General features: G+C 65.2%; 16 protein-coding genes. 13 read left to right on the top strand and 3 right to left on the bottom strand.

All coding sequences use genetic code 11. The annotated features are described in order from the left end of the window. Window positions 1-762: formylglycine-generating enzyme family protein (locus AC5P7U_RS20280; protein ID WP_495221404.1), on the bottom strand; the 762-nt coding region annotated here is incomplete at its 3' end. A 131-nt stretch (window positions 763-893) separates the two neighbouring features. Here AC5P7U_RS20280 and AC5P7U_RS20275 point away from each other — a divergent pair. Both AC5P7U_RS20275 and AC5P7U_RS20270 read left to right on the top strand, forming a co-directional pair. Continuing rightward, window positions 894-1,877 carry a DUF6708 domain-containing protein gene (locus AC5P7U_RS20275; RefSeq protein ID WP_197564064.1) on the top strand — a complete coding sequence of 328 codons (984 nt, stop codon included), beginning with the start codon at window positions 894-896 and terminating at the stop codon, window positions 1,875-1,877. 8 nt (window positions 1,878-1,885) lie between these two features. Next, window positions 1,886-2,929 (top strand): DUF6708 domain-containing protein, encoded by a 1,044-nt coding sequence (locus tag AC5P7U_RS20270; RefSeq protein WP_197564063.1) that lies wholly within the window; start codon window positions 1,886-1,888, stop codon window positions 2,927-2,929. An 87-nt stretch (window positions 2,930-3,016) separates the two neighbouring features. Here the strand turns inward: AC5P7U_RS20270 and AC5P7U_RS20265 are convergent, their stop codons facing one another. Beyond that, window positions 3,017-3,778 (bottom strand): hypothetical protein, encoded by a 762-nt coding sequence (locus tag AC5P7U_RS20265; protein WP_197564062.1) that lies wholly within the window; start codon window positions 3,776-3,778, stop codon window positions 3,017-3,019. Window positions 3,779-3,975: 197 nt separating this feature from the next. Between AC5P7U_RS20265 and AC5P7U_RS20260 the strand changes: the two genes are divergently transcribed. The 6 genes from AC5P7U_RS20260 to AC5P7U_RS20235 all read left to right on the top strand — a co-directional run bounded on the left by AC5P7U_RS20260 (window position 3,976) and on the right by AC5P7U_RS20235 (window position 12,184). Further along, window positions 3,976-4,857, top strand: coding sequence for a M15 family metallopeptidase (locus AC5P7U_RS20260; protein ID WP_239510805.1), 882 nt, complete (start codon window positions 3,976-3,978; stop codon window positions 4,855-4,857). 102 nt (window positions 4,858-4,959) lie between these two features. Then, on the top strand, window positions 4,960-5,220 hold the full coding sequence (locus AC5P7U_RS20255; RefSeq protein ID WP_006451293.1) for a PAAR domain-containing protein: 261 nt from the start codon (window positions 4,960-4,962) through the stop codon (window positions 5,218-5,220). 42 nt (window positions 5,221-5,262) lie between these two features. Then, complete coding sequence (locus AC5P7U_RS20250; RefSeq protein WP_495221403.1) at window positions 5,263-6,699, top strand: hypothetical protein; 1,437 nt, start codon at window positions 5,263-5,265, stop codon at window positions 6,697-6,699. Between the two features lie 15 nt (window positions 6,700-6,714). Next, the gene (tssM, locus tag AC5P7U_RS20245) at window positions 6,715-10,422 is read left to right on the top strand and encodes a type VI secretion system membrane subunit TssM (RefSeq protein ID WP_197564061.1); all 3,708 of its coding nucleotides are present in this window, start codon (window positions 6,715-6,717) and stop codon (window positions 10,420-10,422) included. Next, window positions 10,419-11,402: a type VI secretion system-associated protein TagF gene (gene tagF / locus AC5P7U_RS20240; protein ID WP_006451227.1), complete on the top strand. Its 984-nt coding sequence runs from the start codon at window positions 10,419-10,421 to the stop codon at window positions 11,400-11,402. Before tssM ends, tagF begins: the two co-directional genes overlap by 4 nt. 2 nt (window positions 11,403-11,404) lie before the next feature. Then, window positions 11,405-12,184, top strand: coding sequence for an OmpA family protein (locus AC5P7U_RS20235; RefSeq protein WP_414555308.1), 780 nt, complete (start codon window positions 11,405-11,407; stop codon window positions 12,182-12,184). A 45-nt stretch (window positions 12,185-12,229) separates the two neighbouring features. On the opposite strand, the gene tssA is transcribed toward AC5P7U_RS20235, so the two are convergent. Beyond that, window positions 12,230-13,288 (bottom strand): type VI secretion system protein TssA, encoded by a 1,059-nt coding sequence (tssA, locus tag AC5P7U_RS20230; RefSeq protein ID WP_053508696.1) that lies wholly within the window; start codon window positions 13,286-13,288, stop codon window positions 12,230-12,232. Between the two features lie 234 nt (window positions 13,289-13,522). Between tssA and AC5P7U_RS20225 the strand changes: the two genes are divergently transcribed. The 5 genes from AC5P7U_RS20225 (at window position 13,523) to AC5P7U_RS20205 (ending at window position 20,194) form a co-directional block, all read left to right on the top strand. Beyond that, complete coding sequence (locus tag AC5P7U_RS20225; RefSeq protein WP_312562873.1) at window positions 13,523-16,306, top strand: type VI secretion system Vgr family protein; 2,784 nt, start codon at window positions 13,523-13,525, stop codon at window positions 16,304-16,306. A 14-nt stretch (window positions 16,307-16,320) separates the two neighbouring features. Further along, window positions 16,321-17,187: a DUF4123 domain-containing protein gene (locus AC5P7U_RS20220; RefSeq protein ID WP_312562874.1), complete on the top strand. Its 867-nt coding sequence runs from the start codon at window positions 16,321-16,323 to the stop codon at window positions 17,185-17,187. A gap of 10 nt (window positions 17,188-17,197) precedes the next feature. Continuing rightward, a complete protein-coding gene (locus tag AC5P7U_RS20215) occupies window positions 17,198-17,677 on the top strand; it encodes a DUF3304 domain-containing protein (protein ID WP_006451067.1) in 480 nt (159 codons plus the stop codon). 125 nt (window positions 17,678-17,802) lie between these two features. Next, entirely contained in the window at window positions 17,803-18,276 is a 474-nt protein-coding gene (locus AC5P7U_RS20210; protein WP_414555315.1) for a DUF3304 domain-containing protein, read from the top strand. An 85-nt stretch (window positions 18,277-18,361) separates the two neighbouring features. Then, entirely contained in the window at window positions 18,362-20,194 is a 1,833-nt protein-coding gene (locus AC5P7U_RS20205) for a T6SS phospholipase effector Tle1-like catalytic domain-containing protein (protein WP_006451064.1), read from the top strand. Window positions 20,195-20,198 lie beyond the last annotated feature (4 nt).

Below are 20,198 nucleotides of genomic sequence, written 5' to 3'. Positions count from 1 at the left end.
TTTGCTGCTTCCGCGCAAGACCTTCTCGATGCCATTTTGGGGGCCTGTAGGATTGCGGGCGTCACCCCCGGAGTAATTCTCCTCATACCAGTCCTGTACCCATTCGAAGCCATGGTCCGTCATGTCGTAAAGTCCAGCAGGGTTGGGAGGGAACTTGCCCAAGGCAGTCCCGCTACCGTCATCGTACTGGGGATAGCTCGCGACATTGCGACCATCATCGACAATGCCTGTATCGGTCGCGAACAGAACCATCTTGCCCCCCGACCGTGCCGCGTACTCCCACTGTGCCTCGGTTGGGAGTGTGAGCTTCCGGCCTGACCCCTTTCCGGCCCAAGCGCAGAAGTCCATGGCATCCTGCCACTTCACTCCGGCAGCGGCCTTGGGATCGGCACGATAAAGCGTCGAGTCAATCTTCGAAGTACCCACCTTCGGGCGACCAGTAGCGTCCGTGAAAGCATCAAAATCCTCAATCGACACTTTGTGGGCCATGATCGAAAAGCCGTCCAGCGTGATCTCTCGAAGCACGTCATCGTTCATGGCTCCGCTGTAGGGCAGTTTGTCCTCGTTGTGCACGGGGCCAAAATCACCCATGAGGAACGAGCCTCCCTTGATCGGTACCAGGTCAGATACGACCTTTTGTTGCGTAGCTGTACCGGGGCCGCGCTTCGCTTCGGACCGGGAATCTTCCGCCTTGGCACATGCGGATGTAGTGACCAACAGAATGGCTAATAGAGCTGCAGTCCGGGTCGAGAGTGTGGACATCGGGGACTTCCTTGGCCGAATGTTGCATGCTATCGCGCTCGCCCAGCCAGTGCATCCCGAACGAGCGGAGCGCACAATCACCTGGGCCCGTCGGTGGCGACACTGGCCGCCCAGTAATCGCATGGCATGTCATGCTCGCCAACGTTGCGGGAAAGGGAGATTGGATGTACACCGGATGGATGCGCGATTTTCCCGTGGGGCGTCCGCTTTCTCCACAGGAGAGTGCATCGCGTTTCAATGTACATGCCGCTCAATCCGTGGCGCCCGCCGAACACGCCTGCCTGGTCCGCTTCAATTCGACCTGCATCGAGCTGATCGATCGCCGCTTCCGTCTGCGGGGAATGGTGTCGACCACGGTAGTCCTGCTTGGCACGCTGGGGCTGTTCCTGCTCGGCTTCTTCCTGCTCTTCACTCTGGTCATCCCCAACCTGCAGGGGGACATATGGGACTGGGTGATGTATGGCATGGTGGGCGCGTGCGTGATCGGTGCCCCCGCACTGTTCTGGCATATCACCCTTCGATACGAGTTCTTCACCTACGTCTGGTACCCGACGAGATTCAATCGGCGCAACCGGAAGGTCTACTTCTTCATAGGCGGGAAGGAGGGCGCGGTATCCGTCCCATGGGATGAGGCCGTCTTCTACATCGGGCGAGGAACCAGCGAGGAGTTCCTGCGTGACCTGCGGTGCAGCATCGTTGAGGATCAACTCGTAAAGCGGACCTTCGCTGTCGGTCACTACTTCGATGACGAGTTGAAAATACGTGGCATCTGGGAGTTTGTCCGCCGCTACATGGAAGAAGGGCCTGCCGAGGTGGTCGACACCATCGACGGTCGGCAGATGAACCTGTCGGTCAAGCCTTCCCTGCGCAACTGCTATCTGTTCGTGGTCGCCAGCCTTGGACCGGCCATGCTGAGTGCCCGGTTCATGCTTATGCCACTGCTGCTGCCCTTGGTGCTCTGCCGGTGGCTGGTCCTGAAGTCCTGCCGTGTGCCAGTGTGGCCGCAATGGGTGCAGGATGAGTGCGAGATCGACGCGAATGACCCTCTGAGGCTGGCCGAGCCTGAGGTCATGGCGCAGTCGGAGTGGGATCGTCGTTCAACTCGATCAGGATAATGCCGCAGATGAGTCAGTTCGCCGGCTGGCTAGCCCAGCGCTATCGCAACAACCGCCCCCTCTCCCAATATGAAGAAGGTGCCGATGTGCGCCAGTTCGACTCTTCGGCGTTTACGCCGATCGACAAGGGCGTCATCGGATTGGATGCTGACTCCATGGAGTATGTGGATCGGCATTTCTTATACCGCGGATGGGCTCTGATGGGTGGCAGCGTCTTTGTGGTGCTGGGTGCAATCTTCATCATTGCGATGCTGCACGCGGCTATCTCCACCGAGAACAAAGCTCAGTCACTTGATGCCATCTATGCTGCCGTCGGCGTTAGCACCCTGGCTCTCGCGTTTGTCGGATTTGTCTTCTGGATGCTGATACTGCGGGACATCTTCCGCTACCAGTACTACCCCATCCGCTTTGACCGAACCACGCACCAGGTGCATGTCTTCACAGGCGGACGCAACAAGGTGATTTCAGCGGCCTGGTCGGATGTCCGCTTCATCATTGGCAGGGACAAGCCCGCTGGGCCCGGTGAGGACTACACCTACGATCTCAGGGGCCTGGTGATGCGCGGCGATCAGGTCGTGCACAACTTTGCGGTAGGCTCGGATTGCGGTTCGAACCCTGCCGTCGTGCTCGCGCACTGGGAAATGATCCGGCGCTTCATGGAGCAGGGGCGTTCCGCGCTTCCGTTCCCGCCGTTGCAGCTCTACACCTCAGTGATGCCGAGCTTCCGCAATGCGTTCATCATTCATGTCTCTTCTGCGGGCGCAGGGCTGATGTGGATTGCACTGCCGCTCACCTTGCCCTGGGCGCTGTTCCGCTTCCTTGCGATGAAGCTGTGCCGCAAGCCGGTCTGGCCGGCGGCCGTGACCCGACGTGGAACATCCGAGCCTTCCGATACGCCGCCGCTGCGTGCGCCGGCCGTATACGGGCGAGTGGATCATGCGGGCGGCCGGGCGGATCAGATGGAGCGATTCTGGAAGGAATCGATGGCTGCTGCGAAGGCCCGCAACGATGAAGTGCGGCAGCAGCTCCTGCAGGCAACGAGCCGGGTCTGACAGAAACTGCGCTCGGCAACGTGTGCGGGCTGGTAGCGGTCTTCGGGTACAGCAGAGTCGAGCATGGCTCGACTCTACAAAAACGCGTCACATCGCCGGGCAGGCCGGGTCCTTGCCGCTCACCGCCGCGCAGATGCGGCGGCGGCAGTCCACGCCCTTCAGCGAGGTCGGGCTGGGGCAGGCGCGCAGCTGAGCCTGGATGTTCGACTCGGTCGATGCGGACTTCTTGCTGGCCACGCGCTCGAAGGCGGCGCGCTCGTCTTCGGTGCGTTTGCGCTGGTCGGCCTCGATCTGTGCGATCAGGTCGTCCATGCTTTGCGGTTGGGCATTGGCCTTCGTTTTGGCCTTGGCCTTGTCCTCTTCCTTGATGATGCCGAGCAGGGTGCCGAGCAGGTTTTCATCGCCCTTGCTCTTTGCGTCGCTCTGCGTTGCAGCACGCGAAGTGCGTGCCGCAGGCGCAGGACTGCGTGCGGCCGCCCCGCTCGCTGCAGTCGCCGCCGATGGGGCCGCAGCGACCGAAGCGGCATCAGCGGATGCAGGCGCTGTGTCTGCGGCAGGTGCAGGCAGGGCCGGCTCACCGGCGGTGGCCGGCGCATCGACGATCATGGCAGCGCCGTCACGCGGGGCGCCCGCCGGAATGTCCGGGTGCCCGGTGGCATGGGCCGGATCCGGTGTGAGCGAATACTCGCTCGGTTCCGGATAATCGCTGCTGCCGGAGAAGCCCCAGACGGCCAGCCCGGCAAGGGCGACGACAACGGCGCCGATGCCCAGCCATAGCCCCAGGCGTCGATTGCCACCGGCCGACGCGCGCGCAGCACGAGGGGACGCGGTTGCCTGCCGGCCCTCCATGTCTGCCAGAATACGGCCCGAATTCGGGGCCTGGCCCTTCGCCTGCGCTCCCCCTGAGAGCAGACTTGGCCGATTGATTCCGCCATTATTCAAGTGCATCCAGCCCTTGGTTTGACTCGGCATCTGCCGAAGCGAATTTCCGCATTCTTAGTGAAAGGCGGTGGGGCGTCAACCAGATTACGAGTCAAGGAGGACCGGTGTTGCCAATCGTGGTTGCTGCCATTGCCGTTGTCGCACTTGTGGCGGCGGTGTGCTGGGTGTTGCTGTTTCCCGAGACCGTGGAATCGCTGCGCCAGGCACTGTCGCGCCGCTTGGGCGGATTCCGTCGCAAGGCGGGTCGGGTGGGCGATAAAGTCGGTCATGGTGTTACACGGGTGCGCAGTGGGGTTCGTGAAGAAGCCGGCGCTGCACACAGTGCCCTTCGGCGGCATTGGCCGATTATGGCGATTGCGGCAGCGGCGCTGCTGATTCCTCCAACTGTGATATTGATCACACGTCAGACGGTGGTGCTCGAAGATTTTCGCGGCGATGATCTGGCCGAGTCGAGTTCGATGGTCGCCCAGCTGCTGCGGGGGGAGCGCCTGACCCCGCCGCCGCCGCCGCCGCCGGAAGTCTTCACCACCGCCGAGGTGCGCCGCCTGCGGCCCGAAATCGTGACGGCAGACCGGAAGTGGGATCAGATCGATGCCGATCTGCAGCAGCGCGTGCTGGCCATCTATGAGGTGATGCGCCGCCAGTACGGTTACGAGATGGTGCTGATCGAGGGTTACCGCAGTCCGCAGCGGCAGGCCGAGCTGATGGCCGGAGGCAAGGCGACACGTGCCGGCGCCTGGCAGAGCTGCCATCAATATGGGCTGGGCGTGGACAGTGCGCCGATCCGGGATGGCAAGCTGCAGTGGGACATGAACGACGAGTGGACCAAGCGTGGTTACTTCCTGTACGGCGAGCTGGCTGAACAGGCAGGCCTGGACTGGGGTGGAAACTGGCGCAGCATCAAGGATTATGTTCACGTGGAAATGACAGCGCGTTGCCGCGCGGCCCGTGCGGCCAAGCGTGAAGAACTGTCACGCCAAGGGTGATAACCGCATGGCGGTGCTGGTATGGTTACCGCGATGATCTGGGTCGCCGGGGAACAGGGGGCGATGGAGCGCCAGGTCACACAGGATCAAGGAGCATGATGGATGGCACGACCGTTTATCGTCGTCGGTGACAAGCTCAGCCACGGAGGCAGCGTGGTGGCAGGCACCGGCCAGACCGATATCAATGGCAAGGCGGTGGCCCGGGTGGGCGACCGTGCAGTCTGCGCCGTGCATGGCGCAACCTCGATTGTCAGTGGTGACGCAACCGTCGTGATCGATGGTCAGCCGGTGGCGCGCGATGGCGACCGCACGGCGTGCGGAGCGACGCTGATGGCGTCACAGGCCACCACTGGCCTGCGCTGAACGACGCGGTCGACGGGAGCAGCGCATGGAGCACGGCAACTGATGGCGGGATGGCTGGGCAAGGCAGCGTCGGTGGTGATGGTCTTCATCGCCACCTGGAGCGCGACGATTCTTTACTGGCGCAACAGCGGCACGGTACCGACCGGCATGCAGATGCTGGCCTATCTGGGGCTGCTGCCGGTGGGGCTGAGTGGTGCCGGCTTCATGCTGCGCAACGCCGCGCGGCGCGGCGCCGATGTGGCGTTGCAGAAAGCCGGTGAGGATCGTTCCGGCCCGGCCCCGGCCGAACGCGAGAGTGTCGCTGGCGCCCCGTCGGGCGTGCCTGCCGTTGCGTTGCTGGCCGGCCACCTGCGCCTGGGCATGGACCTCGATGCGCAGGCCCTGCTGGCGGCTGCGGCGGCGCCACCGCGCCCGGTGCTCGACGGGCGTTTCCGCGACAACTACAACCTGCCGGTGCGGATGAGCGCAGCACCGGATCTGGACGAATTCGAAGTCCTGCAGGTGCGCCAGGACGGTATCGATACCGCTGCGCACGAACGGCGTGCACTGGCGCTGCTGCGGCCGGTGCTGGAACGCCTGCTGGAGGCCGTCTTCACGGCCCTGCCGGAGATCGAAGCCTCCGAAGAGGTGGTGGTGGCCGGCCTGCGCCGCCGCGATGAGCAGCGCGTTGAGAATATCCTCACCCTTGAATTGCTGGTGCCGGGCAGCTGGTCCGATGGTTTGCGCCCGTGGGTACAGGAGTGGCTGCAGCAACAGGCGCGTAATGCCGGCCTCGATGCGCGCCGCTTCGACGTGCGCATTGCCGTGCTGGATGGCGCGCGCGAGGTGTGGCCGCATGTGCAACGGGTCATCGATGCGCTGGCGTCGTCGCCGACGCCACGCTGGCACCTGCTGTTGGCGGCCGCGTCCAGCATCGATGCCGGCATCGTCTCGGCCTGGCAGTCGGCCGGGGTGCTGGCGACGGCGCAGCGCACCGATGGCCACGTACCCGGTGAAGGCGCAGCGGGCGTGTTGCTGGCCAGCCAGGCTGCTGCACGTGAAGGCGACGCCCGGCTGTGGCGACCCCAGCTGGTCAGTGCCGAGCAGGTCGAGGGGCAGCGCCCGGCAGAACAGCGTCGGCAGCTGGCGGCGCTCGCCACCCAGTGGCATGCATCACTGGCGACCGATGGCGCCCAGGCCCAGTTCGTACTGCACGACGCTGACCACCGGGGCGACCTGATGGTGGATGCCGCTGCCATCGCTGCCACCCTGGCACCCGATCTCGATTTCAGTCCGCAGAGCCTGGCGCTGGCCATCAGCGCCGGCGAACTGGGCCCGGCGCTGCCGCTGGCCCAGCTGGCGCTGGCCCACGCCCAGCTTCAGCGCCAGAGCGAACCTGTGCTGCTGCTCGGTGTCGCCGACAACCAGCAGCGCCTGTTCGGGCTGGTCGATCCTCTTCCTTCCCCGACGCTGACGGCCGAGGCGCCGTCCGCTCCCTGACCCCTGGATCCCTGCATGAGTTTGAGCAATTTCAGCTACTACCTGCGCGACTACCGTCTGTGGATGGTGATCGGCCTGGTCGGTGCCGCTGCGCTGGCCCACTACGGCGAGGCCGAGGCACGGCAGATCGGCATCTGGGTCGCCATCGTGCTGGCCGGCCTGCTGGTGCTGGCGCTGCTGGTCTGGGTCGTCAAGCGGATGCTTGCCCGGCGCGCCGCCAAGCGCGTGGAGGCGATGGTCAAGGACGAGGCGGACAAGGCGGTAGCCAGCGCGCAGCCGGCACAGCGCGCCGATACCGAAGCGCTGCGTACGCGCATGATGGATGCGGTCAAGCAGATCAAGTCCTCGCGGATGGGGGTGCTGAAGGGCAACGCCGCGCTGTACGAACTGCCCTGGTACGTGATCATCGGCAACCCGGCGGCCGGCAAGAGCACCGCGATCCTCAATTCGGGCCTGCAGTTCCCGTTCGAGGACAACCGCGGCAACGTCGTGCAGGGCATCGGCGGTACCCGTAACTGCGACTGGTACTTCACCACCAACGGCATCGTGCTCGACACCGCCGGCCGTTACTCGGTCAGCGTCGAGGACCGGCTGGAGTGGCTGACCTTCCTCGGCCTGCTGAAGAAGAACCGCCCGCGTGCACCGATCAATGGCGTGATCATTGCCGCCAGCCTGGCCGAACTGTCCGGCAGCAAGCCGGAGTTCGCCATCGAACTGGCCAAGAACCTGCGCCAGCGCGTGCAGGAAATCACCGAGCGCCTGGAAGTATTCGCGCCGGTGTACGTGCTGTTCACCAAGGCCGACCTGATCGCCGGTTTCAGTGAATTCTTCCGCAACCTCGATCCGGGCGAGCGCGAGCACGTGTGGGGCGCGACGCTGCCGTTCGACGTGCAGCAGCAGGGTGACGCGCTGGCCGCCTTCGACAGTCATTTCGATGAACTGGCCGAAGGCATCAAGGAAATGAGCCTGACCCACATGGCGATGCAGCGTGGCCGTGAGGTCTCGCCGGGCCTGCTGTCGCTGCCGCTGGAGTTTGTCGGCATCAAGCCGGCGCTGCGCACCTTCATCGCCACCCTGTTCGAAGACAACCCCTACCAGTTCAAGCCGGTGTTCCGCGGCTTCTACTTCTCCAGCGCGCTGCAGGAAGGGCGCTCGGTGCACCACGCCTCCGAGCGCGTCGGCCGCCAGTTCAACCTGGAGCGCGGCTCGAACGTGGACGAGGCGCCGACCGGGCATACCGCGTTCTTCCTGAAGGACCTGTTCCGCAAGGTCATCTTTGCCGACAAGGAACTGGTGCGGCAGTATTCCAGCCCGCACCAGAACCGACTGCGCTATGGCGTGTTCCTGGGCGCGGTGGGCGTGCTGGCCCTCGCGCTGGGCCTGTGGACGTGGTCGTACACCACCAATGCGCAGCTGGTTGCCAATGCGACCAAGGATCTGGACCAGGCCGTGCGCGTGCAGAAGGACCGCATGGACCTGAAGTCGCGCATCGATGCGTTGCTGCTGCTGCAGGATCGCATGGAGCAGCTGGACCGCTATGGCAAGGAAGGGGGCATCACCACCCATCTGGGCCTGTACCAGGGCACGGCCATCCGCGAGAAGCTGCTGCGCGAGTACAACCACGGCATGCAGCAGGTGATGCTGGCGCCGACCGTATCGAACCTGGAGAACTATCTGGGCCAGGTGGTCGCCGAGCGCGACAAGCTGGGGCAGGGCACCAGCAGCGCTGCCGAGAGCGAGGTGCTGTACCAGAACGCGTCGCCGACCAGCACCAACGATGCCTACAACGCGCTCAAGACCTACCTGATGCTGGGCAACCCCAAGTATGTGGAGGGTGCGCACCTGTCGCAGCAGCTGACCCTGTTCTGGCGCACCTGGCTGGAAGCCAACCGCGGGCAGATGAGCCGCGAGGAAATGGTCCGCGCGGCTGAGAAGCTGATGACCTTCTACGTGGCGCAGGCGGGCCAGCCGAGCTGGCCGCAGGTGCAGAACAAGGTCACCCTGGTGTCCGACACGCGCCAGGCACTGGGCCAGGTGATGAAGGGCCAGCCGGCGATGGAGCGCGTGTACGCGCAGATCAAGGCCCGTGCCGGTGCACGCTTCACCACCACCACGGTCGACAGCCTGATCGGCGTCGAGCGCAACGGCCGCATGATCAACGGCAACTACGCCATTTCCGGTGCGTTCTCGCGCAAGGCGTGGGAAGAGTACGTGCAGGATGCGATCAAGGAAGCGGCCAACACGCAGCTGAGCACCACCGACTGGGTGCTGGGGACCACCGAGCAGAGCGATCTGTCGCTGGCCGGCAGCCCGGAGCATGTCTCGCGCGAGCTGGTGAACCTGTACAAGAACGACTATGCCCGCGAGTGGACCCGGTTCCTGCAGGGCCTGAGCGTGGCGGAGTTCAGCACCTTCGACGAGGCGGTGGCACGCATCAACAAGCTGGGCGATGCCAGCAATTCGCCGCTGCGCGTGCTGCTGGAGCGCATCAACGAAGAGACCGTGTGGGACAACCCGCAGGCGCTGGCCCGCTCCAGCAAGGCGCGCAAGGGCTTCGTCGCCTGGTTCCAGCGCACCATCCTGCGCAAGGACCCGGCCGCCGCGGCTGCGGCGCAGCCCGTGGGCCCGATCGGCAAGGCGTTCGAGGGCATTGCCCGCTTGACCAGCGAGCGCGGTGACCAGCCGGCCGTGATCACGGCCTACTTCGACACGCTGGCCAAGCTGCGCGCGCGTCTGAACGCGATCAAGAGCCAGGGCGAAATCGGGGTCGCTACCCGCAAGCTGATGCAGGACACCTTCAGCAACGAAGGTTCCGAACTGAGCGTGGGCCTGGCGCTGGTCGATGAGCAGGTGCTGACCGGTCTGGACGAGAAGCAGCGTGAAGCGCTGCGTCCGCTGCTGCTGCGCCCGCTGACCCAGACCTTCGGCACGTTGATCGCGCCGACCGAGAATGAAGTCAACAAGACCTGGAAGGCGCAGGTCTATGATCCCTTCAAGGCACGCATCGGCCAGCAGTACCCGTTCAACCTGAACTCCGACGTCGACGCGGCGCCGAGCGACATTGCCGGCATCTTCGGCGCCAGCGGCAGCATCGCGGCCTTCAACAAGGAGGCACTGGGCACGCTGGTGATCCAGCGTGGCCCGCTGCTGGAGACCCGCCGCTGGGCGGGGCAGGGCGTGAACCTGTCGGCCGAACTGGTGGCCAACTACGGCAACTGGGTGAGTGGTTCGGCGGCCGGTGCGGCGCAGGACACCACGATCTTCGAGATCCTGCCGGCACCGGCGGCAGGCGCGCTGGAATACACCATCGAGATCGATGGCCAGGTGCTGCGCTATCGCAACACGCCACCGCAGTGGACGACCATGCAGTACCCCAACGTCGGCCAGGTGCCGGGCGTGAAGATCACCGCGGTGACCGGCGATGGCAGGACGGTGGAAGTGTTCAGTGCGCCGGGTTCGAACGGCGTCAACCGCCTGATGTCGGCCGGTCAGGTCGAGCGCCTGGATGACTCCAGCCGCATTACCTGGACGGGCAACGGTGTGTCGGTTCCGGTGGAGATGCGCATCGTCCGTCGTGCCGGTGAGGCCGCACAGGGCGGAGGCGACTGGCAGCGCGGGCTGCAGTTGCCCGAACGCGTTGCCGGCGGCGAGCCCGCTGCGCAGGCGGCACCCGCTGCTGCGCCGGCAGCGACGCCGGCTCCGGCCGCTGGAGGTGCCCGATGAGCCGGGTGGTCAGCGCGGGCGTGTCCTATTTCGGCAAGGTGCCCTCGCGCGGCGATTTCGTCCGCGCGGCCGACAACCACCAGCTGCTGGGCTGGCTCGACCGCTGGGCCGGCGAGAGCCTGGAACTGCTGAGCCAGAGCCCGGACTGGAAGCAGCGCTACGACGAAGCGCCGGAAATCCACTACGCCTTCCTTGGCTCGCGCAGCAAGATGGTGTTGTGCGGCCACTTCCTGGCCAGCCGCGACGCATCCGAGCGGCGCTTCCCGCTGCTGTCGGCGTTGCGCCTGGATGCGCCTGAGCCATTGCCGTTCATCGGCCGCAGTCCGTTGGCCATGTCCAACGCCTGGTCGGGCCTGGCCAGGCTCGCACGCCAGGCCTACCAGGACAGCGACGCAGCGCAGGCGCTGGCACAGCTGGCCGACGCCCGTTTCAGCATCAGCACCGACCCGGGTGACTACAACGGCAGCTTCCAGGATTTCCTCGAGAACACCACGGTGGCCGACCTGGAGCAGCGCCTGCGCGAGTCCGGCCACGGCGACGTGGCGCTGCGCCAGGTGCTGCCCGCGCTGGGCCTGCTGCTGCAGCCGGTGCTCAGTGGTGGCGACGTCAACATCGACAAGGCTCTGGTGTTCCCGCTGGTACGCGATCCGGCCTATCGCCCGTTGGTGGCGGCGTTCTGGCTGGACCTGCTGTCCAGCTTCGTCGCACGCGGCGATTTCGAACTTGCCGTACTGATCCGCAACGACGCTGCGCCAAGCATGATCGTCGGCTTCAACGGCGCTGATCGCCAGGTGCTGCGCGCCGTGCTGGATCCGGCCGAGGCGGGCGACTTCCTGATCCGCATCCAGCATTCGGAGTGGGTGGACGACTACCTGCGCGGCGACTACAACCTCAACCGCTTCGGCAGCTTCCTCGACCGTGACGACCTGGCTCTGGCCACCGCACGCAAGCTGTTCGGCGAGACTTTCCTGGGAACCTGACGATGCGCCTGTGCAAACCTCTCCATCTCATGCTGCCGCTGCTGCTGGTGGCCGTGCCGCTGGCCGCGCAGAACGCGCCGGCAGCGGCCGCCGGCGAGCGTCCGGTGGTCATCGAAGGCGTGGTGCCTGACCAGGCGACCAAGGCCAAGCTGCTCAACAACCTGCGCGCGGTCTATGGCGCCGAGCGGGTGGTCGACCGCATCCAGGTGGAAACCATCGCCACGCCGCCGAACTGGGGCGACTATGTTTCCAGCATGATCAATCCGGGCCTGAAGCGGGTGTCGCCCGGAAAGCTGGAGGTCAATGGCCAGGCGGTGCGCATTACCGGTGAAGTCGGCAACGAAGCCCTGCGCCAGCAGGTCGCCAGTGACCTGAGCCTGGCCAGCAACACCAGTTACACGGTGACCAACGCGCTGAAGGTGGGCTCGCAGCAGAACGTGCTGGACCAGACCCTGGCCAACCGCATCATTGAATTCCAGAGCGGCAGCGCGCGCCTTACGCCGTTCGGCATGGGCATCCTCGACGAGATGGTGGCGAAGATGGCGCAGATGCCGGACAGCCGGTTCCTCATCATCGGCCACACCGACAATGTCGGCCAGCGTGAGTCCAATCTCACGCTCAGCCATGCACGTGCGCTGGCGGTGAAGAACTACATGATGTCCAAGGGCATCCCCGGCAGTCACATGGACGTGCTGGGCAAGGGCCCGGATGAGCCGGTGGCGGACAACACCAGCAACGACGGCCGTGCGCGCAACCGCCGGATCGAGTTCAAGATCCAGTAACTGCGCCCGGGGAGCCGGTCAGGCTCCCCTGCCGCGGCGCGCAGCTCAGTCTTCTGGATTGACGTCCAGCATTTCTTCCATCTGTTCCAGTGTGCCGTGGTCCTTGATGACCCGCTTGAGCCAGACGTGCAGCGGCATCTCGCCCCAGCGCGCTGCCTTTTCCGCCAGATAGGCAACCGGGCTGTGCGGCTCGGTACGGCGGAAGAACTCGGCGACCTGGCGAAGCTGCTGCAAGGCTTCCTTGCGCGAACCCGGCGCACCGGCGGGGCCGCGCGAGGGCGCAGCCGGCGTCGCCTCGAACGTGGGGGCGTCTTCGGCGAAATGGCTGTCACTGAACGGGTCTTCCACCGCCCCGGTCTCGCCATCAAGCAACACTCCGGCCTCGCGGGCAAAGCGCAGCACGGTGCGCTGCAGATGCTCCAGCTGTTCGCGTACGGCGCTGAAGCTGGGGCCGTCCAGCCCCAGCCGGTTGTCCACTGCCGCCTGTAGTTCGGCCAGGGCCTGGCTGCAGTCGGGCAGGTCATCCGCCAGCTGGCGGTAGAACCCGTGCTGGGTGTCGCGGCGGGCGGCAGTGAGGATGTCCAGGCCGGGCCGGCCATCATCGTCCTCGCCACTGTTGGCGCGGGCATGGGCATGCTCGAAATCGGTCAGGCTGAAGCGCCCCTGCGGGGCGACGATGATCGGCACCGCCCGCAGCCACTGCAGCGAATTGGTCAGCAGCCAGCTGAGGTTGCCGATGCGTTCTTCGAAGTCGCCGTCCGGAGCCTGAGGATGGACCTCATCCCAGAAGCGATCGCACAGCCCGGCGGTGACCCGGTAGCCAGCAGCCAGGCCCTGGAAGCCTTCCAGCTGAGTGGCGGCCTCGCTGAGCCAGCCGGCCAGTCGCAGGTCCTTGGTGCGGGTCTGCAGCAGGCTGTCGGCCTCGCGCAGCACACTGCTCCAGTCGGCGTACTTGATGTCGGTCTGCCACGCACCCTGGTCCAGGGTCGGGTCGTCGGCACGACGGTTTTCGATGATCCGATCGAATTCCGCCGAGAACGACAGGTCTTCACCGGTCGGGGCGTTTTCCGAAATCGGGGCCAGCAGGGCTTCCTGATCCAGCATGGCAGGTCTCGTTGGGGACTGCGGACGATTCTAGCCTTTGAATGTGAACGCGATTACGGGATCCGGGCAAGTGCCTGTAGCTGAATACGTTATTCCGTCGGTTATGTGACGCAAAGCGCAGTTCGTCGCGCAATGGCGCGCCGTGATTTTGACGAACACGCTGTTCTGGTAGATTCGGGAACTGGAAACCGACGTCATTCCGCATGGATCTGGCGTCTTCACTCTGGAAATGGCATGGATCAGCTGAATTACCTGATGACGCAGGTTGCAGGTCTTGGCGATGCGCAGCGCCTGTATCGTCTGCAATCGGAAGCATTCACGGGATGCACCGTGGAGCGCTGGCGTGGACGTGACGCGCTGGGCGAACACGCATGGACCGAGGTCGAGGTGCTCTGCACTGATGCTGGCCTCGAACTGGGGTCATTGCCTGCCACCCGCGCAACGTTGATCACGCAGCTCGCCGACGGCGGGCAATGGCAGCGCAGCGGTCTGGTGGCCGACGCCGCGCGGGTCGGGGGCGACGGTGGGCTGGTGCGTTACCGGTTGCACCTGGTGTCGTGGACCTGGTGGCTGCAGCATGCGCGCCACAGCCGCGTGTTCCAGGAACAAGGCATCCGCGCCATTGTCGATGCGGTGCTTTCCGCACACGCCGACATCGCACGCTGGCGCTGGGCCGAAGGCGTCGACGCCTTCCTGGGTGAGCGTGTACGCAGCTACTGCGTGCAGTACCGCGAGAGCGATCTGGACTTCCTGCAGCGCTTGCTGGCTGAGGAAGGACTGGGCTGGCGCTTGTATCCGGACGAGGAAGCGCCCTGCGGCAATGGCCTGGAGATCTTTGCCGACAGCGTTGCGCTGCCCGAGGATGCCACCAGCGCCGGGACCGGCGTGCGCTTCCATCGCAGCGATGCCACTGAAACCAGCGACAGCGTGCAGGCCATCGGCCTGCACCGCAGCCTGGCCAGCACTACGGTCAGCCTGCAGAGCGATGATTATCGCCAGGTGCGTGCACTGTCGGGCCAGTCGCCGATGGAAGGCGGCGGCAGCAGGTCCACCCGCGAGGATTTCGATGCGGTGGGCGCCTATGCCTTCAGCGATGGCGCGGCCGCATCGCGCCAGGCCCGCCTGCAGGCGCAGGCGCGCGAAGCACGCAGTCGACGCTGGCAAGGGCACGGCACCGTGCGCGGCCTGCAGTCGGGAAGCTGGCTGCGGTTGCAACAGGCCCCTGGCGGCACACCGCCGGAGCTGCTGCTGGTCGCGGTCGACCATGCCGGCATCAACAACCTGCCCACCGACCTGCGTCGCAGCCTTGATGACGCACTTGGCGTCGCCCCCGGAGACAGCGCAGACGCCGCACTGTGGCGGCAGGCGGAGGCGATTGGCTATGGCAATCGATTTGAGGCGGTGCCGCGCGCCACCCCGTGGCGACCCCAGCTGCTGGATGGCACCGGGGCTCGCCTGAATCCTCGCCCGACGGTGCCCGGGTACCAGACGGCAGTTGTGGTGGCCGGCCAGGGAAGTGACAGCAAGGACCTGCACGCCGACAGCCACGGCCGCGTGCGCGTGCGCTTCCATTTCCAGCAGGAGCAGGGCGAGGGCGCTCATGACAGTGCCTGGTTGCGCGTGGCACAGCGCTACGCCGGCCCCGGTGTCGGCAGCCAGTTCCTGCCGCGGATCGGTCAGGAGGTGCTGGTCGGCTTCCTGGACGGTGACATCGATCGGCCGCTGGTGCTGGGGGCGCTGTACAACGGGCGCGGCGAGGCCGGCGTGGCGCCGACGCCCGCAGGTGCCAGCAGCGAGGGCGATGTCTCTGCCTACGGCCAAGCCGGTGATGCGCGCTACAGCGCACAGGCCAACCTCAGTGGCGGCCAGGCGCCGGCATGGCACGCAGCAGGCGCGGGCGACCAGGCGCATCGGCAGGGCGGAGCACTCTGGGGTATCCGCTCGCGTGAATGGGACGGCGGTGAAGGCAGCAACCACCTGTTGTTCGACGATTCGAACCAGCAGCTGCGTGCACAGCTGGCCAGCAGCCAGCAGGTTTCGCAGCTGTCGCTGGGTCACCTGCGGCACCAGGCTGACAACTATGTAGGCAGCGTGCGCGGCACCGGCTTCGAGCTGCGCAGCGATGCCTGGGGGGCGGTACGGGCGACGGCGGGCGTGTGGTTCACCGCCTATGGTCATCGATCGACCGCACCTGCAGGCGAGGCGGTGCAGCCCGCCGCGCTGCTGGCCCAGCTGCAGACCCTGGGCGAGCGCTTCACCCAGGCCGCGCGCACGCATATAACCAGTCCGTTGGCGATGCAGGAGGGTGCCAAGGCCGCGGCGCGCTCCAGGATGGTGGCCGACAAGTCGCCGGTCCCCGGCTTGCTGGCGAGCGTGCGCACCACCACCGGTGGCGATGATTTCGGCGCAGGAAAGGGCAGTGCGGCCGAGCGCGCGTCCGAGGCGGGCCAGGGCAGGGTGCCGCATTCGGGCGACCCGCTCCTGGGGATGGCGGCTCCGCAGGGCGTTGTGCAGGTGGCGGGCCAAGCCATGCACTGGAGCAGCGGCGAAGGCCTGCTGCTGGCCAGTGGCAGTCACAGTGAAGCGATCACGATGGGGCAGGCGCGGCTTCATGCCGGGCAAGCAATCGGAGTGCTGGCGTCCGTCGTTGAAGGGGCAGCCGCCGCTCCGACGGCACTTGACGTGGTGGCCGGCAGCGAAGCGCTGGACATCCAGGCGCATGCAGACCTGGTGCGCATCCAGTCGCGTGGTGCGCTGCGTGGCGCCAGCGCGCAGGCACCGGTGGAGCTCGCCGCGGCCAACACGATCCACGTCGCGACGTCCGGAGGGGCCAGCCTGACCATCGCTGGCGGCAGCATTACCATCGCTTGCCCCGGCACGATCACCGTGCATGCCGGCAGCAAGTCATTTGTTGGGCCGGCCCAACAGGGCTATCCGCTTCCCCAGTTCCCGCGCAGCAGCTGCAAGAGCTGCATTCTCGACGCGATGCGCCAGGGCACGCCGGGAGTGCTGGTGTGATGAATCGTTATGCGGTGATCGACAGCGCGCAGCGGCCGCATTTCCATGAGCGGCTGGAGCGCCTGGGCGCGCACTATCGCTCGCTGTTCGAGGGCACGGCCGAGGCGAGCCTGCTGGATATCGCTCCCTTGCTGGTGGCTTGGCCGGACACGGCCATGCACGCCAGGCTGGAAGCGGAGATCCTGCAAATGGGGACGCAGCGGCCGGGTGTGACCCTGCTGTGGAGTGCGCTGGAACTGGACGAGCTCGCCAAGCGGCTGAGGACCTTCCATCTGGTCAAGGTGCCCGAGAAGGGCGGTCGCGAAATGCTGTTGCGCTGGTACGACACCCGCATCCTGCCTGCGCTGCTGGAACTGCTGTTGCCCGCGCAGCGTGCCGCGTTGCTGGAGGGCGTGCAGCGCCTGCAGTACTTCGACCGCTATGGCGATCTGCAGGAATGGTCGCTGGCCAAGGAGGACGATGCCGGTCTGCCTGCGCTTCCGCCATTGCGCCTGGACCAGCAGCAGTACATGCGCCTGCTGGACGCGTGCGAGCCGGATGTGGCCATCGCCCAGCTCCGCCGGGTCATTCCCGATGAGATGAAGCGGGTGCCTTATCGCTCGCTGTACCCGTTCGTCGTCAAGCATATGCAGGACACGATCGCGCACGGCGTGGACCAGGTGGACGATCACGTCCAGTACCTGTTGCTGGCGCTGTACACCTCAGGCGCATGCCGGGAACATTCCGCCGTGCGGGCCCGGTTTTCGCAGGGGGCCAGTGCCTTTGAGGCTCCGTTCCCGGATTGGGCGTCGGCCTTGCCTGACGATATCTGGTTGATGGGCGTTCCATTGTGGGATGCCCCCACGGCTTCGCAGGCGGATGCAGCAACACCATTGAACTAGAGGAACAACCATGCGTTTGATGCGCACTCAATTGCTGGCGGTCTTGGTATTGCTGCTCCTGGTGCCAGCCCTGGCCGCGTGCAAGGGGCGGACAGCCTCCACACCGGTGGCTGTGCTGGGCTACAACCACACCGATGCCTACATCGCGCAGTTCCTTGTGAACGGCGGCAGTGGCGGGTCGGCCGATTCCCACTCGGAAGGCGGAACGGTGTGCTGCGCGACGCTGCCTGATCGATGGACACCGGATATGAAGGTGGAGATCGAATGGACGACGGATCTCGAAACGTTCCAGAAGACGACCGTTGCAGTTCCAAAGTACGACCAGCCCGGAAACCTGGCGGTCCATTTCCTGCGCAACGGACAGGTCAAGGTCTTTGTCACCGGTCTCGTGCTGGGTCATCCCGATTATCCGTTGACCGGCCCTGAAGCGCCCTTGCGCGAAGGCGAGAATCCGGTGTGGGAGCACCTTCGGCGCCCGGCTGAAAAATGATTGGAGGCCCCGCCCCGAGTGATGACGTCAGCAACTGCATCGGGACCGAACGAGCTGGAATGCCGCAGGGCAACAGCCATGACGTACCGTCCAGGCCGATGCTGCAGCCTCAAGGACATGAAAAGATGATCCCGCGACTCCTGCGCACACATCTGCTGGCGACTCTGGTGCTGCTGCTCCTGCTGCCGGCCTTGGCCGCCTGCAAAGGCCAGCCCGCGTCGACACCTGTGGGAGTGCGGGGCTACAACCACACCGGCCAGTCCATTGCGCAGTTCCAGGTGAATGGTGGAAGCGGAGGGTCGGCCCGACGTCACTCGGCAGGCGGCACGGTCTGCTGCGCTGTGGTTCCTGACCGATGGACTCCGGATCTGAAGGCGGAGATCGAATGGACAACCAATCTGGAGACCTACCAGAAGGCGATCGTATCAATCCCCAGGTACAACGAGGTTGGCAGTCTCGCTGTTCACTTCCTCCGCAATGGCCAGGTCAAGGTGTTCGTGACCAATCTGATACTGGGGCACCCGGACTATCCGTTGACGGGACCTGAGGCGCCGTTACGTGAGGGCGAAAACCCTGTGGCGGAGCATCTTCGCCGCTAGTGGGGTACCCGATCCGAGGGCTTGGCGCGATTGACAAGGACAATGATCCCGGCTGGGACCAGCATCGAATCCAGGAGACAAGGAAATGAGTGAACGCACGACGACCGGTGCTCAACCAATGCCGGCCAATGGACAAAGGGCATTGAGTGGTGCGGAAGCACAACAGCGGGCGCGCGCCATGGCGTGCCTGCGCGAAAAGGGTTCGGAATGCCAGGGCCAGGTGCACGTAAGCATCTATTTCGATGGCACTGGCAACAACCGCGAGTGGGAAGGAACCTTTGTAACCGGCAAGACGCGCTCCCCCAAGACCCAGCTGGCTCGCAACGGTCACAGCAACGTGGCGCGCCTGTACGATGCCGCCCTGAAGGAACGCGAGAACGGCTTCTTCAGCATTTATGTTCCCGGCGTCGGTACACCCTTCGCGGATGTCGGCGATACCAACCAGGATGGCGATACGCTGGGAGGTGGCGCCGCTCGTTACGGTGCTGACCGCATACATTGGGCCATCCTGCAGATCATCAACTCGGTCCATCAATATCTGAACGCCAGTGATCTGATCCAGCCCAACGAAATGAAAGTGCTGGTCGGCTCAATGAGCGAGACGCGCCTGCTGGAGGGCATGGCACGTCGCTCGATGCTCACGGCGATCGCACAGAGGCTGGAGCGCGTAGTCAATGGGCACCAGCGCCGGGTGAAATCGGTACACGTTTCCGTCTTCGGCTTCTCGCGCGGTGCGGCGCAGGCCCGGGCCTTCGTGCATCGACTGTACGAAACCGCCGAAGCCTGGGGGAGCGGCTGCGGCTACAACATCGCCGGTATTCCGCTTTACCTCAACTTCATGGGTATTTTCGATACCGTGGCATCGGTGGGCGTCGCCGCCATGAGCCGGGTGTCCAAGGGCAAATGGGACTGGGCAGCGGGTGACATGATGAGCATTCATCCCGAGGCCAGGCAGTGCGTTCATTTCGCGGCCCTGCACGAGCAGCGCATCAACTTCCCGCTGGATCTGGCGACCAGTGGGAAGGAAGTGCTTTACCCGGGCATGCATTCGGATGTCGGCGGCGGTTATTCACCCGGCGGGCAAGGCAAGGATTTTGTCTCTGGTAGTGCGGATGGCAAAGCCAAGTTGTCGCAGATCCCGTTGATCGACATGCATCATGAGGCGGTCAAGGCGGGCGTGATAGTGAAGACGATCGACGAAATCGGTACGCGGCCAACGCTCGCCATGCACTTTGGCTGCCACCCGCAGTTGATCCGCGATTACAACGCCTGGCTGACCGGTCATGGTGTCCCCGGAGGCGGCCATGCGCAGCAGATTGCAGGACATTGTCGGCAGTACGTAGCCTGGAAGGGCAAGCGCCTGCCCAACGGCCCACAGAGCTTGCTGCAGCAGCCGTTCTTCAAACAGTCCGATGCAGAGGATCAGGTGGATCTGGCCAATGCGCAGCGCGACTTTGCCAATCTGGTCACCGAGCTGGCCCAAGGCAAGAGCGACATGGCGGCTTACCGCCGCCAGCTGGATGAAAGCCAGAAGCGCATGGACGCCGGACGCAAGGCCGGACGTCCGGTGTTCGAGCCGACTCCACGAGCGTCCGCTGCGGCCTACACCTACGCAGGCATCCCTGCCGAAACCAGCACCCTGCTGGACCTAGTGCTCAATGCCACGCCGGTCCCTGATGTCAGCACCAACCTGTTCGACAATTACATGCACGACTCGCTGGCCGGCTTCTACATCGGGAAGTGGACGGAGCTGAACATTCCTGCGGTCAGTACCTACGGCTACCTGCGCTATCGCGAGGTCTTCAGCGTCGCCGGCAGGAGGGCACAGGAGTGCCGCGATCCCGCCACGCTGCCGCCCGCGAATATCCCCTCCATCGGCGGGGCGTTCCAGCAGCTGGGAACCGCAATGGGCGGCTGACCGG

Source organism: Stenotrophomonas sp. YJH_SMC_57 (assembly GCF_059369755.1).
This window is presented reverse-complemented; position numbering and strand designations above follow the sequence as displayed.

Bases quoted from the DNA above. Each gene is read 5' to 3' on its own strand.
- AC5P7U_RS20215 (WP_006451067.1), top strand. From the start codon at position 17,198: ATGCGTTTGATGCGCACTCAATTGCTGGCGGTCTTGGTATTGCTGCTC.
- AC5P7U_RS20255 (WP_006451293.1), top strand. From the start codon at position 4,960: ATGGCACGACCGTTTATCGTCGTCGGTGACAAGCTCAGCCACGGAGGC.
- AC5P7U_RS20205 (WP_006451064.1), top strand. From the start codon at position 18,362: ATGAGTGAACGCACGACGACCGGTGCTCAACCAATGCCGGCCAATGGA.
- AC5P7U_RS20235 (WP_414555308.1), top strand. From the start codon at position 11,405: ATGCGCCTGTGCAAACCTCTCCATCTCATGCTGCCGCTGCTGCTGGTG.
- AC5P7U_RS20250 (WP_495221403.1), top strand. From the start codon at position 5,263: ATGGCGGGATGGCTGGGCAAGGCAGCGTCGGTGGTGATGGTCTTCATC.
- tagF (WP_006451227.1), top strand. From the start codon at position 10,419: ATGAGCCGGGTGGTCAGCGCGGGCGTGTCCTATTTCGGCAAGGTGCCC.
- tssA (WP_053508696.1), bottom strand. From the start codon at position 13,288: ATGCTGGATCAGGAAGCCCTGCTGGCCCCGATTTCGGAAAACGCCCCG.
- AC5P7U_RS20210 (WP_414555315.1), top strand. From the start codon at position 17,803: ATGATCCCGCGACTCCTGCGCACACATCTGCTGGCGACTCTGGTGCTG.
- AC5P7U_RS20225 (WP_312562873.1), top strand. From the start codon at position 13,523: ATGGATCAGCTGAATTACCTGATGACGCAGGTTGCAGGTCTTGGCGAT.
- AC5P7U_RS20265 (WP_197564062.1), bottom strand. From the start codon at position 3,778: ATGGAGGGCCGGCAGGCAACCGCGTCCCCTCGTGCTGCGCGCGCGTCG.
- AC5P7U_RS20270 (WP_197564063.1), top strand. From the start codon at position 1,886: ATGAGTCAGTTCGCCGGCTGGCTAGCCCAGCGCTATCGCAACAACCGC.
- tssM (WP_197564061.1), top strand. From the start codon at position 6,715: ATGAGTTTGAGCAATTTCAGCTACTACCTGCGCGACTACCGTCTGTGG.
- AC5P7U_RS20275 (WP_197564064.1), top strand. From the start codon at position 894: ATGCTCGCCAACGTTGCGGGAAAGGGAGATTGGATGTACACCGGATGG.